Below are 13,438 nucleotides of genomic sequence, written 5' to 3' on the forward strand. Positions count from 1 at the left end.
CGGCCGATACCAACAGACCTGTTCCGGCGTCAGTGGCTGACGTTCTTTTGCCAGTTGCACAGCCATGCCACGGCGCAGGCCCCAAGCGCCTGCCCGGCAGGCGCACGCGCCACGGCACCCGACGCGCCGGACGAGGAGGCGGCGGCACCCGGCGCGCCCAAGGAGGCCCCAGCCCCCAACGGTCGATCATAGGCCACGAAGGTGCGGACCACGTCACACCCGTCGCAGCCGGCGTCGAACAACGACACGAGCACATTGGAGTCCGGCAGGCCGCCCTGCCCAGCGTCGCCAGAGCCGTCTTTGCCGTCGTCAATGGCTTGCGGGTCATCGCTGCCGCCATCCGTCCCGTCGCCTGCGGCCGGACCCGGGGCGACGTCATCGGTCGCAAGGGTCTGGCCATCGTCGCCGGCTTTGGGGTCATCGCTGCCGCCACCGGTGCCACCGTCAGTTCCGTCCCCTGCGACGAAAACCGGGGCAATGTTGTCGGTCACAATGACCGGGCAACCCTGCGGCAGCCCCGCCTGTTGCGACGGCTCAGAGACCGCAACAGGATCGCCCTGCCCCACATCTTCCGCCCAGACCATCGTCGACAGCATCAGGCCCGCCAGCACTGACACCCCAAGCCCCAAGGCTGCCGTATTCAAACGCGCACGTTTCATTTCGTTCCCTGCTCTGCTCTTTGCACCCGAGGCTGACACGATCCCGTTTCCGGACCGAATCAGCGCTTCGGACGGTTGACCATCCGGACCTTCGCCCCCGGCCTCCATGCGCCGAACGTTTGAAGTCGGGCAATTTGCGGTCAAAACGCCTGATAAACCTTCGTTTAGCCGACAATAGCCCCTGAAAACCGCCAAACCGGCGGCAAAAGCCGCGCCCGTCACCAGACGATCGGGGCGCCCTGCCAATCAAAGAAGCCACCGCTGTGCTGCGGGCTCAGGCCCTGCAGCACGCCGATCAGATGGCCGGCAGCTTGGGCAGGCGGCATGGCCGCATGATTGCCCCGGTGGTTGGCCGTGAGCCCGGTGTCCACCGTGCCCGGATGCAGCGTCACCACAACCGACTGCGGATGGCTGCGCGCCACCTCGATCGCCGCCGTGTGGATCAACTGGTTCAGTGCCGCCTTGGCCGCCCGATACGAATACCAGCCGCCCAGACCATTGTCGCCGATCGACCCCACCCGCGCCGACAGCGCGGCAAACCGCACCGGCCGATCCCGGGGCATCAGGCGCAGCGCATGTTTCAAGACCAGCAGCGGCCCCATCGCATTCAGCGCAAACTGCGCCGCAAGGGCCTGCGGCGTCACCGCCCGCAGCGCCTTTTCCGGCCCGACCCCGCCCAGCTCCAGCGCCCCGGTGGCCACGATCACCGTGTCAAACGCCCCCTCCAGCCCGCCCAGAACCCGCGCGATGCTGGCCTCATCCGTCACATCCAGCCCGTCCTGCCGGCGCGACAGGCCCGTCACCGCCACGCCCCGCCCCGCCAAGGCCTGAACCAGCGCGCCGCCAATCCCGCCCGACGCGCCCACCACCAATGCCCGTTCCATGCGATCCTCCGCTTTTGCCACAGCTAGCGCGGGCTTTGCCCCAGCCAAGCCATGGATTTTTCCGTGCCGCCCCCCTTTCCTTTCCCCCATTCGTGGATATAGTCCCGCCCCATGACCAAGGAACGCATCATGTCCGGCGCTGCACAGGGGTTTTGCCCCGCGTCGGCGCACGACCTTGCCTTGGGTCTGCTTCTTCTTAGCCGCCTCTGAGCGTGCCCCTTGGGTGCGACCGCTCGGAGGTGATCAGCGCCCGGCTCAAGCTAAGAAACTCTCCCAAGGATCATGGACATGACCGACAAAACCGCCCAACCCCGCGTCTTGATATTCGACACCACCCTGCGTGACGGGGAACAATCCCCCGGCGCCACGATGACCCACGACGAAAAGCTGGAGATTGCCAGCCTCTTGGATGAAATGGGCGTCGATATCATCGAGGCGGGCTTTCCCATCGCCTCGGAAGGTGACTTTCAGGCGGTGTCCGAAATCGCCCGCCGCGCGAAGAATTCCACCATCTGCGGTCTGGCCCGCGCCAACTTCAAGGACATCGACCGCTGCTGGGAGGCCGTGAAACACGCCCGCTCGCCGCGCATCCACACCTTCATCGGCACCTCGCCCCTGCACCGCGCCATTCCGAACTTGGACATGGACCAGATGGCCGAACGCATCCACGACACCGTCACCCACGCCCGCAACCTGTGTGATAACGTGCAGTGGAGCCCGATGGACGCCACCCGCACGGAACACGATTACCTCTGCCGCACGGTGGAAATCGCCATCAAGGCCGGCGCCACCACGGTCAACATCCCCGATACAGTGGGCTACACCTACCCCTTCGAATCCGCCAAGCTGATCCAGATGCTGCTGGAACGCGTCCCCGGTGCTGACAGCATCATCTTCGCCACCCACTGCCACAACGACCTCGGCATGGCGACCGCCAACGCCTTGGCCGCGGTCGAGGCGGGCGCCCGCCAGATCGAATGCACCATCAACGGCTTGGGCGAACGTGCGGGCAACACCGCGCTGGAAGAAGTCGTCATGGCGATGCGCGTGCGCAACGACATCCTGCCCTACAAGACCGCCATCGACACCTCCAAGATCATGAACCTGTCGCGCCGCGTCTCGGCTGTCTCGGGCTTCCCCGTGCAGTTCAACAAGGCCATCGTCGGCAAGAACGCCTTCCTGCACGAATCCGGCATCCATCAGGACGGCGTCCTGAAGAACGTGCAAACCTTTGAAATCATGCGCCCCGAAGACATCGGCATCTCTGCCGACAACATCCAGATGGGCAAACACTCCGGCCGCGCCGCCCTGCGCGCCAAGCTGAAGGCCTTGGGCTTCGATCTGGCCGACAACCAGCTGAACGACGTCTTCGTCCGCTTCAAGACCTTGGCCGACCAGAAGAAAGAGGTCTACGACGACGACCTGATCGCCTTGGTGAAGGACGAGGCGACCAATGACGAAAACGACTTCCTTCAGGTCAAACGCCTGCGCGTCGTCTGCGGCACCGAAGGCCCGCGTGAAGCCGAACTGACCCTGCTGATCGACGGCGTCGAGAAAAGCACCGACACCACCGGCGACGGCCCGGTCGATGCCGCCTTCAACGCGGTGGACGAACTTTTCCCGCACAAGGCCACGCTGGAACTGTACCAGGTCTCCGCCGTCACCGAAGGCACTGACGCGCAAGCCACCGTCTCCGTCCGCCTGTCGGAAGATGGCCGCATCGCGACCGGCCAGTCGGCAGACACCGATACCGTCGTGGCCAGCGTCAAAGCCTACGTCAACGCGCTGAACCGCCTGATCGTGCGCCGTCAGAAGTCGGCGCCTGACAGCGACATGAAGCAAGTGAACTACAAAGACCTGCACTAGCGGTCTGCCCAAACACCCAAAGCGCGGCCCCCGGGCCGCGCTTTTCGGTTCAGAGCCCGCCTGCGCCCTTCATTTCAATCAGCGTATTGCCACCATCCACCACCAGCATCGCGCCATTCACATAACTCGCCGCCTGTGATGCCAGAAACACCGCGCAGGCCGCCACCTCCGCCGCAGTCCCCGGCCGCCCAACTGGCGTGACCTTGCCCGCCCGGATCTCGGCCGCCGACGAAGACGCCGTGCCAATCCACCCCGGCAACACCGCGTTGCAGGTGATCCCCGCGCGCCCATATTCCAGCGCCACTGACCGCGTCATCCCCGTAATCGCGGCCTTCGCCGTCGAGTACCCCGACGACCCGTCAATCGTCACCAAAGGCCCGGTGACCGAGGCGATATTGACGATCCGCCCATAGCCCGCCGCCTGCATGCCGGGCAGTGCCGCGCGGATGCAGTGAAACGTCACGCCAATATTCAGCGCCATATGATGCGCCCAATCGGCATCCGACAGCCCGCCCAGCTTGGCCCGCTTCACCCGCTTGCCCGATTGCACCATGCCGGCATTGTTGACCAGAACCTCCACCGGCCCCAGCCGCTCGGCCACCGCCGCAAACAACCCCGCCACCTGGCCCGGATCGGTCAGGTCCGCCACATGCCCCATGCAGCCCAACTCCGCCGCACGGTCAAAGATCCGGCCGGTGGTCGAGGTGACACAGACCTTTGCCCCCGCCCTCACCAGCGCCTGCGCAATGGCGAACCCGATTCCCACCGCGCTGCCCGCTCCGGTCACCAAGGCCACCCGGTTGGTAAAATCGAACATCTTTCGCCCCTTTGGCCACACGACATGGTGAAGCGACCATAGAAGCAGCAAAGCCCCTCCGCCAAGCCGCTTGCCATCAAAACGGTAAAATGTTGGAAAAAGACAAGCAACAGGCCTCAAGGCCCGGATTCAGTCGACCAGAAGCGGGAAAATCCATAGTTTCAAAGCACTTGGCGGAAAGGCGCGGGCAATTTGGCTTGGCCCTTTCGCCCATTTGTGACAAACCCTATACGAAGACGCCCGCCTCTCGCCTGAGTCGCGGGTGCTTTCAATTTTCAGGGCCACAGCGGGGCGCCACAGAATGTCGATACTCTCCAGCATCTTCTCGGGACTTTTCTCGTCAGACATGGCGATTGACCTCGGGACGGCGAACACGCTTGTGTACGTGAAGGGGCGCGGGATCATCCTGAATGAACCTTCCGTGGTGGCCTACCACGTCAAGGACGGCAAGAAGCAGGTGCTGGCCGTGGGCGAAGACGCCAAGCTGATGCTGGGCCGCACCCCCGGCAGCATCGAGGCCATCCGCCCGATGCGCGACGGTGTGATCGCCGACTTCGACACCGCCGAAGAGATGATCAAGCACTTCATCCGCAAGGTCCACAAACGCTCCACCTTCTCCAAACCCAAGATCATCGTCTGCGTGCCTTACGGCGCCACCCCCGTTGAAAAGCGCGCCATCCGTCAATCCGTTCTCTCCGCCGGCGCCCGCCGCGCAGGCCTGATCGCCGAACCGATCGCCGCCGCCATCGGTGCGGGGATGCCCATCACCGATCCCACCGGCAACATGGTGGTGGATATCGGCGGCGGCACCACGGAAGTGGCCGTCCTGTCCTTGGGTGACATCGTCTACGCCCGCTCGGTCCGCGTTGGCGGTGACCGGATGGACGAAGCCATCATCAACTACCTGCGCCGCCACCAGAACCTGCTGATCGGTGAATCCACCGCCGAGCGCATCAAGACCACCATCGGCACCGCCCGCATGCCCGACGATGGCCGGGGTGCCTCGATCCAGATCCGCGGCCGCGACCTTCTGAACGGCGTGCCGAAAGAAACCGAGATCAACCAGGCCCAGGTGGCCGAGGCGCTCTCCGAACCCGTCCAGCAAATCTGTGACGCGGTGATGCAGGCCTTGGAAACCACCCCGCCCGACCTCGCCGCCGATATCGTCGACCGCGGCGTCATGCTGACCGGCGGTGGCGCGCTGCTGGGCGATCTGGACCTGTCCTTGCGCGAACAGACCGGCCTTTCCATCTCGGTCGCCAACGAACCTTTGAACTGTGTCGCCCTTGGCACCGGCAAGGCGCTGGAATACGAAAAGCAACTGCGTCACGTCATCGACTACGACAGCTGAGCCTGTAGGCTAGGGTCTCCCCATGGCCAAATCGCGGACCTATGACCCCGGTGATTTCTCACGCCCGCTGCGCCGGGTTCTGGTGGGGGTGCTGGTGCTTGTGCTGTTGGGGCTGTTCCTTTTGTGGCGCATCGACAGCCCAAGGGTCGAACGCTTCCGCACCGCCCTCGTGGACCGGGTGGTGCCGGACCTGTCCTGGGCGATGATCCCGGTGACCAAAACCACCGAGATGATCGAAAACTTCCAGTCCTACGCCCGGCTTTACGAACAGAATCAGCAGTTGCGCGATGAACTGCAGCAGATGAAGGCGTGGAAAGAAGCCGCCCTGCAGCTGGAACAGAAGAATGCCCGCCTGCTGGACCTCAACAACGTCCGCCTTGACCCGATGCTGACCCATGTCACCGGCGTCGTGCTGGCCGATTCTGGCAGCCCGTTCCGGCAATCGGTTCTTTTGAACGTCGGCACCCGCGACGGCATCCACGACGGCTGGGCCACGATGGACGGCATCGGTCTGGTCGGACGCATCGCCGGCGTGGGCGAACGCACCAGCCGCGTCATCCTGCTGACCGACAGCTCCTCGCGCATCCCGGTCGTGGTGCAACCCTCGGGCCAGAAGGCGATCTTGTCGGGCGACAATTCCATGCTGCCGCCCCTCGATTTCCTCGAACATCCCGATCAGGTGCAACCCGGCGACCGCGTCGTCACCACCGGCGATGGCGAGGTTTTTCCCGCTGGCCTTCTGGTCGGCCAAGTCGCCCTCGGCTCTGACAAACGCCTGCGCGTCGTGCTGGCGGCAGATTACCAGCGGCTGGAATTCCTGCGCGTGCTGCGCAGCTATGAAAGCCAGCCGATCACCGACCCCGGCGCGCTTCTGGTGCCCGAACCGCCGCAACCGCTGCCGCCCGGCTATCAGGGCCCGCTTCTGCCCGCCGGTGGCCTGCCGCCCGTGGTGCCCGACACACCTGCCACCGGGGCGGATACCGCGACCGATCCGGCCGTGACCGACGGCACCACGGGGGGCCGCAGTGATTAAGGCGTGGATCGGCTCCCTGTGGCTGCACCGGCTGATCTTTCTGGCCGTCGCCGTGGTCCTGACCTTCGTGCGGCTCTTGCCGCTAGACACCACGGCGGGCCACCTGCCCGGGCCTGACATCCTATTGTGCCTGATCCTCGCCTGGATGGTGCGGCGCCCGGAATATCTGCCCGCGCCGATGATCGCCTTCGTCGTCCTGGCGGAAGATTTCCTGCTGATGCGCCCGCCCGGCCTGTGGACAGCCATCGTCCTTCTGGGGGCCGAGTTCATCCGCGCCCGTTCTGCCCTGACCCGAGAGCTCAGCTTTGGCGTCGAGTGGCTGCTGGTCTCGGGCGTCATGCTGGCGATGTTCGCCGCCAACCGTCTGGTGATGGGTCTGGCCTTCCTGCCGCAACCCGTGCTGGGCTTTGCGCTGGTGCAGATGGTGTGGTCGGTGCTGGCCTATCCGGCCGTCGTCGCCGTCTCGCGCTTCGGACTGGACCTGCACAAACCCGCCACCGGCGAAATCGACGCCTACGGGAGAAAGATGTGAGACGCCCGGCCCGCGACCAAGAGGACAGCGCCCGCCGGATCAACCGCCGCGCCCTGTTCATGGGCGGCTGCATGGCGGCCACCATGGCCGTGCTGGCCGGCCGCATGCGCTATCTGGGCGTCGACCAGTCCGACGAATTCTCGCTTCTGGCCGAACAGAACCGCGTCAACATCCAGCTGATCCCGCCCGCCCGCGGCCTGATCCTGGACCGCAACGGCAAGCTGATCGCCGGCAACGAACAGAACTACCGCGTCGTCATCACCCGTGAAGGCGCGGGTGATGTCCAGATGGTGCTGAACCGTCTCAGCCACCTGATCCCCCTGACGCAGTCCGACATGACCCGCGTCCTGAAGGATGTCGAACGCAACGCCTCCTTCGTGCCGATCCCGGTCGCCGACCGGCTGTCCTGGGAAGAGTTCAGCCGCATCTCGCTCAACGCCCCCGCCCTGCCCGGGGTGACGCCGGACGTGGGCCTGTCCCGGGTCTATCCGCGCGACACCGATTTCGCCCATGTCGTGGGCTATGTCGGCCCGGTCTCCGACAAGGATCTGGCCGCCATCGACAACCCCGACCCGCTGCTGCACATCCCGAAATTCCAGATCGGCAAGATCGGCGTTGAAAAGTGGGAAGAAGATCAGCTCCGTGGCGCTGCCGGCAACCGCAAGATCGAGGTCAACCACGTCGGCCGCGTCATGCGTGAACTGGAACGGACCGAGGGCAAGGCCGGCGCCGACCTGACCCTGACGCTGGACGCCGATGTGCAGAACTTCCTGCAGGTACGTCTGGCCGACCAGTCCGCCGCCGTCATCGTGATGGATGTGCAGAACGGCGACATCATCGGCGCGGCCTCGGCCCCCAGCTTTGACCCCAACCTGTTCGTGCGCGGCATTTCCAACGCCGATTACACGACCCTGACCGAAAATGACCACCGCCCGCTGGCCAACAAGGTCGTGCAAGGCGCCTATCCTCCGGGCTCGACCTTCAAGATCGTCACGGCGCTGGCCGCCCTGGCCGACGGCTCGGTGGATGTCAACACCACGGTGAACTGCCCGGGCTATCTGGATTACGGCGGACGCAAGTTTCACTGCTGGAAATCGGGCGGCCACGGCAAGGTGGATCTGGCCCATGCCCTGGAACAAAGCTGCGACGTGTTCTTCTACGAGGTGGCGCAGCGCGTCGGCATCGACAAGATCGCCGCCATGGGCAAAACCATGGGCCTTGGTCAGCGCCACGACCTGCCGATGTCGGCGATTGCCGAGGGCAACCTGCCGACCAAGGACTGGAAGCAGCAGCACTTCAAGCAAGACTGGCGCATCGGTGACACGATCAACGCGGCCATCGGTCAGGGCTATGTGCTGGCAACCCCCCTGCAACTGGCGGTGATGACGGCGCGGGTCTCCTCGGGCCGGCTGGTGCTGCCGCGCCTGATCAAGGCCATCGGCGGCGTCGAGGTTCCGGTGGCCGAGGCCGCGCCCCTGGGCATGGAAACCTCGCAACTGGAGTCCGTCCGCTCGGGTATGCAGGCCGTGGTCAACAGCCAGCACGGCACCTCGTATGCCGCGCGCATCGTCACCGACAGCCTGCAGATGGCGGGCAAATCCGGCACCGCGCAGGTCCGCAACATCTCCGCGTCCGAGCGCGAGACGGGCGTGGTCGGCAACGTCGACCTGCCGTGGAAACAGCGGGACCACGCGCTCTTCGTGGCCTTCGCCCCCTATGACACGCCGAAATATGCGGTGGCCGTGGTGGTCGAACACGGCAGCGGCGGCTCCACGGCCGCAGCCCCCATTGCCCGCGATGCCCTGCTGCGCGTCCTGACCGGCGCCCTGCCAGACCCGAAGGACTACCCCGACAACCAGCGCGCGCGCATTCAGACGATGTTGCAGGAACTGCGCCTGCGCAACCCCGACGGCACCCAGCCGCCCGACATAAAGGCCTGACCGCGATGAGTTTTCTTGAATACCGCGTCAAGTTTGCCCCCACCGGCTTTGCCAAGGTCTTCTATGTCAACTGGGGCCTTTACCTGTTGATCACCGCCTGCGCGGCCATCGGCTGGCTGATGCTGTACTCGATTTCCGGCGGCGACATGCAGTTGTGGGCCGAACCGCAGATGAAGCGCTACGGCGTCGGCATGCTCTTGTCGCTGGGCATCTGCTTCACCCCGATCTGGTTCTGGCGCAGCATGTCGGCGGCCTCCTATGTGACCACCTTCCTCCTTCTGGTCGTGGTGCATTTCTTCGGCACAAGGGGCATGGGCGCGCAACGCTGGATCGACTTTGGCGTCATCCGCATCCAACCGTCCGAGTTCATGAAGGTCAGCCTGGTCATGATGCTGGCCACCTATTACGACTGGCTGGACGACCGAAAGGTCTCGCGCCCGCTCTGGGTTCTGATCCCGGTCCTGATGATCATCATCCCCGCCGTTCTGGTGCTGATGGAGCCGAACCTGGGCACCACCCTGATGCTGGTCATCGCCGGCGCTGCGGTGATGTTCGCGGCAGGCGTGTCGCTGTGGTATTTCGCCGCCGTCGTGGCCCTGATCGGCGCGGCCGTGGCGGGGATCTTCCTGTTGCGCGGCACCCCCTGGCAGTTGATCCATGACTATCAGTACAAGCGCATCGACACCTTCCTCGACCCCTCGGCCGACCCCTTGGGGGCCGGCTACAACATCCTGCAGGCCAAGATCGCCTTGGGCTCCGGCGGCATGACCGGCAAGGGCTTCATGCAAGGCACCCAGTCGCGCCTGAACTTCCTGCCCGAAAAGCACACCGACTTCATCTTCACCACCCTGGGAGAGGAGTTCGGCTTTGTCGGTGCCGTCTCGCTTCTGGCGCTCTACGCGCTGATCCTGATCTTCCTGCTTTGGGCCGCGATGCAGAACAAGGACCGCTTCTCGTCCCTCATGCTGATCGGGCTGGCGGCAAACTTCTTCCTCTACCTCGCCGTCAACCTTGCGATGGTGATGGGCATGGCCCCGGTGGTCGGCGTGCCCCTGCCCTTCCTGTCCTACGGCGGCTCGGCGACACTGGTTTTGCTTCTGGCCTTTGGCCTTGCGCAAAGCGCCATCGTTCACAGGCTCCGCTGATGCTGAAATCCACAGTCAAACGTCACGGCCGGTTCCTGCTGGCGCTTGCGCTGGGTCTGGCCATGTTCGGCGCCGATCGCGCCTTCCGGCTGAGCCCGATCCTTGGCATGGCCAGTCAGGACAATGTCATCAGCGCCGTGATCGGGGTGAATGGCTTCTTCATCACCTACCTGTCCCTGATGCTGCGGATGATCCTGATCACCTCGGACGAAGACCTGCGCCGCCACGCCGAGGCCGATGACGAAGGGGCTACCCTGATCCTGCTTCTGGCGCTTTCGGCGGCGGTCATCAGCCTGTCGCTGATCTTCATCGTCCTGAAAATGCCCGATATCCAGCTGACCACAGCCCTGTTCGCGCTGGCCGCGGCCCCCATGGGCTGGGCCACCCTGCATGTGCTGGCCGCCTTCCGCTACGCCCATCTCTACTACGCCCCCGACCCCGACGGCGGCCTCGACTTTCCCTCGACGACTGCGCCGGGGATCTGGGATTTCCTGTATTTCTCGTTCACCATCGGCATGACCGCACAGGTGTCGGATGTCGAGGTCAGCTCAAGCGGCCTGCGCAAGACCGTCCTGCTGCATTCCATCGGCTCGTTCTTCTTCAACACCGTCATTCTGGCGCTGGCGGTGAATGCTGCGGTCAATCTGACGAAACCCAACTGACATGAGGCCCCATGCTGATCCTGTTCGCCGCACCCGCCCTGTGGCCCGAGTACCGCACCATCCTGCCGCAAGCGCTGGCCGAAGCCGGGATCACCGCTGACATCGTCACCCAAACCGCCACGCCCGCAGCGGTCGACTACATCATCTACGCCCCCTCCGCCCCCCTGCAGGACTTCACGCCCTACGCCGGCTGCAAGGCCGTTCTCAGCCTCTGGGCCGGGGTCGAACGCATCGTCGGCAACGCCACGCTGACCCAGCCCCTGACCCGCATGGTCGACCCCCACCTGACCGAGGGCATGGTGGAATGGGTCGTGGGCCACGCGCTGCGCCACCACCTCGGGATGGACCGCCACATCATCAACCCGTCCCACATCTGGGACCCAACCTGCCCACCCCTCGCGCGCCAGCGCCCGGTCGCCATGCTGGGCATGGGCGCCTTGGGCCTCGCCGCCGCCCGCGCCCTGCAGGCCCTGAACTTCCCCGTCACCGGGTGGAGCCGCACCGCCAAAAGCATCGACGGCCTGCGCTGCCTTTCCGGCGCCGATGGCCTGCGCGAGGCACTGTCAACCGCAGCCATCGTCGTCACCCTCCTGCCCCGCACGCCCGAAACCGAAAACATCCTGAACGCCCAAACCCTTGGCCACCTGCCCCAGGGCGCCTTCCTCCTCAACCCCGGCCGTGGCCCGCTGATCGACGATGACGCCCTGCTGGCAGCCCTCGCGTCCGGCCAGGTCGCCCATGCCACGCTGGACGTCTTCCGCACCGAGCCCTTGCCGAAAGACCACCCCTTCTGGTCGCACCCGCAGATCACCGTCACCCCCCACATCGCCGCCGACACCCGCCCCTTCTCGGCCGCCCGCGTGCTGGTCGACAACATCCGCCGTGCCGAGGCGGGCGAACCGCTGCTCCATCTGGTCGACCGCACCCTCGGCTACTAAGGCCCACCCGTTCGCCGCTTGACAGGTGTTAAGGCCAACCTCCCCGCTCCGCAGGGTCTTCGCTCCCACGAAGCACCCACCAGAGCATTTCCAAAGCAGCAAATGCAGTGGGTCGCAACGCCCGACCGGGAATGTCGTTTCCGGAACGGCGGCGCCCGGCCCGCCCGCCTAGCCTTTGGGAAAACCCGAGGGCAGTCATGAAATATCTGACAGGGGCGGCACTGATCGTGCTCGCCGGCGTGATCTGGTCCGTTCAGGGCGTGCTGATCCGCCAGATTCACGAGGCGGGAAGCTGGGCCGTCCTCTTCTGGCGCTCGCTCGGGATGCTGCCGGTTTTGCTGGTGTGGATCGGGCCGGGGCGCGTGGCCGCGGCGGTGCGCCGCGTCGGCCCGGCCGGGGTGATCGGCGGGCTGGGGCTGGTGCTGGCCTTCGGCGGTGCCATCGTGGCGCTGCAATCGACCACGGTGGCCAATGCGGTCCTGCTCTTTTCGGCCTCGCCCTTCTTCGCCGCCCTCTTTGGCCTGGCCCTGCTGCGCGAACCCGTGCGCCTGCCCACCTGGGGCGCCATCCTGCTGGCGGTGGCGGGCATCGTCATCATGGTCGGCGGTGTTGGCGACATCGGCGGCGGCACCGCCTTTGGCTCGGCAGCGGCGCTGATGTCGGCGGCAGGCTTTGCCGCCTTCACCGTGTCTGTCCGCTGGGGTCACCTGACCGACATGCTGCCCGCTGTCCTGCTGGGCGGCCTGTTCGCCGCCCTCGCCGGTGGCGGCGCGGCCTTGATCACCGGCCAGCCCCTGCTGATCCCCCCGGTCGAGGCCGCCCTCGCCGCCGGCATGGGGGCGGTCACCCTGACCGGCGGCATGTTCCTCTACACCCTCGGCAGCCGGGTCGTGCCTGCCGCCCAAGCCACGCTTCTGTCCCTGGTCGAGGTGCTGCTGGCCCCGGTCTGGGCCTGGGCGGTGCTGGGAGAGACGCTGTCGGCCAACACCGCCCTCGGCGGCAGCGTCCTTCTGGCCGCCGTGGCGCTGAACGCCCTGATCGGGATGGGCCAACGCGCCCGTTAACGCCGCCCGGCGCGCGTTGCGTTAACCAGACCCCGCCGGACGGTCTGTAGCTACGCAAAACATACGGAAAAACCACGGGGAAACGACGGGAAAATCCCGGGGCCAACCCGCTGATTTTCCCCATTAACCCTGCATCCCACGGCCCGCGTCGCAGCCCCGCCCCAAAGGCCCTGACCCTTCGTTAACCCTAGCGATGCCGGCGGAAGAATCGCGTCCTTGCATAAAGCTCCTCCAGCCGCCGCAGCCGCGGCTCGGTCAGCGTCCAGGTCGCGTTCTGCACTGCCGCCAGCAGTGTCTCGACCAGCACCATCAAGACCGCGTTGCTGTCCCAGGCCGAGGGCGCCTCGACATGGGCGCACATCGTGTAGCGGGCATGGCTGGCCGCCGGAGACACCCAGCGATCCGTGATCAGAATGATCTCCGCCCCCTGCTCTTTCGCCATCTCGGTCACCTGCAGCACGGCGTTTTCATAGCGTCGGATGTCAAAGACCACCAGCACGTCGCCCGGCCGCATATCCAGCAGGGCGGGCGGCCAAGTGGCTGAATT

At 65.6% G+C, this 13,438-nt stretch carries 13 protein-coding genes; 9 read left to right on the top strand and 4 right to left on the bottom strand.

Going from position 1 to position 13,438, the window contains the following annotated elements:
* Window positions 1-29: 29 nt before the first annotated feature.
* Both AC1Y2B_RS17975 and AC1Y2B_RS17980 read right to left on the bottom strand, forming a co-directional pair.
* A complete protein-coding gene (locus AC1Y2B_RS17975) occupies window positions 30-659 on the bottom strand; it encodes a hypothetical protein (protein WP_482254495.1) in 630 nt (209 codons plus the stop codon).
* A gap of 218 nt (window positions 660-877) precedes the next feature.
* Entirely contained in the window at window positions 878-1,543 is a 666-nt protein-coding gene (locus AC1Y2B_RS17980) for an SDR family NAD(P)-dependent oxidoreductase (RefSeq protein ID WP_482254496.1), read from the bottom strand.
* A 282-nt stretch (window positions 1,544-1,825) separates the two neighbouring features.
* Between AC1Y2B_RS17980 and AC1Y2B_RS17985 the strand changes: the two genes are divergently transcribed.
* A complete protein-coding gene (locus AC1Y2B_RS17985; RefSeq protein WP_482254497.1) occupies window positions 1,826-3,409 on the top strand; it encodes a 2-isopropylmalate synthase in 1,584 nt (527 codons plus the stop codon).
* 49 nt (window positions 3,410-3,458) lie between these two features.
* Here the strand turns inward: AC1Y2B_RS17985 and AC1Y2B_RS17990 are convergent, their stop codons facing one another.
* Entirely contained in the window at window positions 3,459-4,226 is a 768-nt protein-coding gene (locus AC1Y2B_RS17990) for an SDR family NAD(P)-dependent oxidoreductase (protein ID WP_482254498.1), read from the bottom strand.
* A 301-nt stretch (window positions 4,227-4,527) separates the two neighbouring features.
* On the opposite strand from AC1Y2B_RS17990, the gene AC1Y2B_RS17995 reads away from it, so the two are divergent.
* From AC1Y2B_RS17995 to AC1Y2B_RS18030, 8 genes are all read left to right on the top strand, one after another.
* The gene (locus AC1Y2B_RS17995) at window positions 4,528-5,577 is read left to right on the top strand and encodes a rod shape-determining protein (protein WP_478002683.1); all 1,050 of its coding nucleotides are present in this window, start codon (window positions 4,528-4,530) and stop codon (window positions 5,575-5,577) included.
* A gap of 22 nt (window positions 5,578-5,599) precedes the next feature.
* Entirely contained in the window at window positions 5,600-6,610 is a 1,011-nt protein-coding gene (mreC, locus tag AC1Y2B_RS18000; RefSeq protein WP_482254499.1) for a rod shape-determining protein MreC, read from the top strand.
* Entirely contained in the window at window positions 6,603-7,142 is a 540-nt protein-coding gene (locus AC1Y2B_RS18005) for a rod shape-determining protein MreD (RefSeq protein WP_482254500.1), read from the top strand. Before mreC ends, AC1Y2B_RS18005 begins: the two co-directional genes overlap by 8 nt.
* Window positions 7,139-9,082: a penicillin-binding protein 2 gene (mrdA, locus tag AC1Y2B_RS18010; RefSeq protein ID WP_482254501.1), complete on the top strand. Its 1,944-nt coding sequence runs from the start codon at window positions 7,139-7,141 to the stop codon at window positions 9,080-9,082. Before AC1Y2B_RS18005 ends, mrdA begins: the two co-directional genes overlap by 4 nt.
* 5 nt (window positions 9,083-9,087) lie before the next feature.
* Window positions 9,088-10,227: a rod shape-determining protein RodA gene (rodA, locus tag AC1Y2B_RS18015; protein WP_482254502.1), complete on the top strand. Its 1,140-nt coding sequence runs from the start codon at window positions 9,088-9,090 to the stop codon at window positions 10,225-10,227.
* A complete protein-coding gene (locus AC1Y2B_RS18020) occupies window positions 10,227-10,889 on the top strand; it encodes a DUF1345 domain-containing protein (RefSeq protein ID WP_482254503.1) in 663 nt (220 codons plus the stop codon). The genes rodA and AC1Y2B_RS18020 overlap by 1 nt, the downstream gene beginning before the upstream one ends.
* Before the next feature lie 11 nt (window positions 10,890-10,900).
* On the top strand, window positions 10,901-11,827 hold the full coding sequence (locus AC1Y2B_RS18025) for a 2-hydroxyacid dehydrogenase (RefSeq protein ID WP_482254504.1): 927 nt from the start codon (window positions 10,901-10,903) through the stop codon (window positions 11,825-11,827).
* Window positions 11,828-12,024: 197 nt separating this feature from the next.
* Window positions 12,025-12,891, top strand: a complete 867-nt coding sequence (locus AC1Y2B_RS18030) for a DMT family transporter (protein WP_482254505.1) — start codon at window positions 12,025-12,027, stop codon at window positions 12,889-12,891.
* Window positions 12,892-13,078: 187 nt separating this feature from the next.
* Here the strand turns inward: AC1Y2B_RS18030 and AC1Y2B_RS18035 are convergent.
* Window positions 13,079-13,438: MurR/RpiR family transcriptional regulator (locus AC1Y2B_RS18035; RefSeq protein WP_482254506.1), on the bottom strand; the 360-nt coding region annotated here is incomplete at its 5' end.

The sequence above is a fragment of the Stagnihabitans sp. genome (assembly GCF_964946895.1).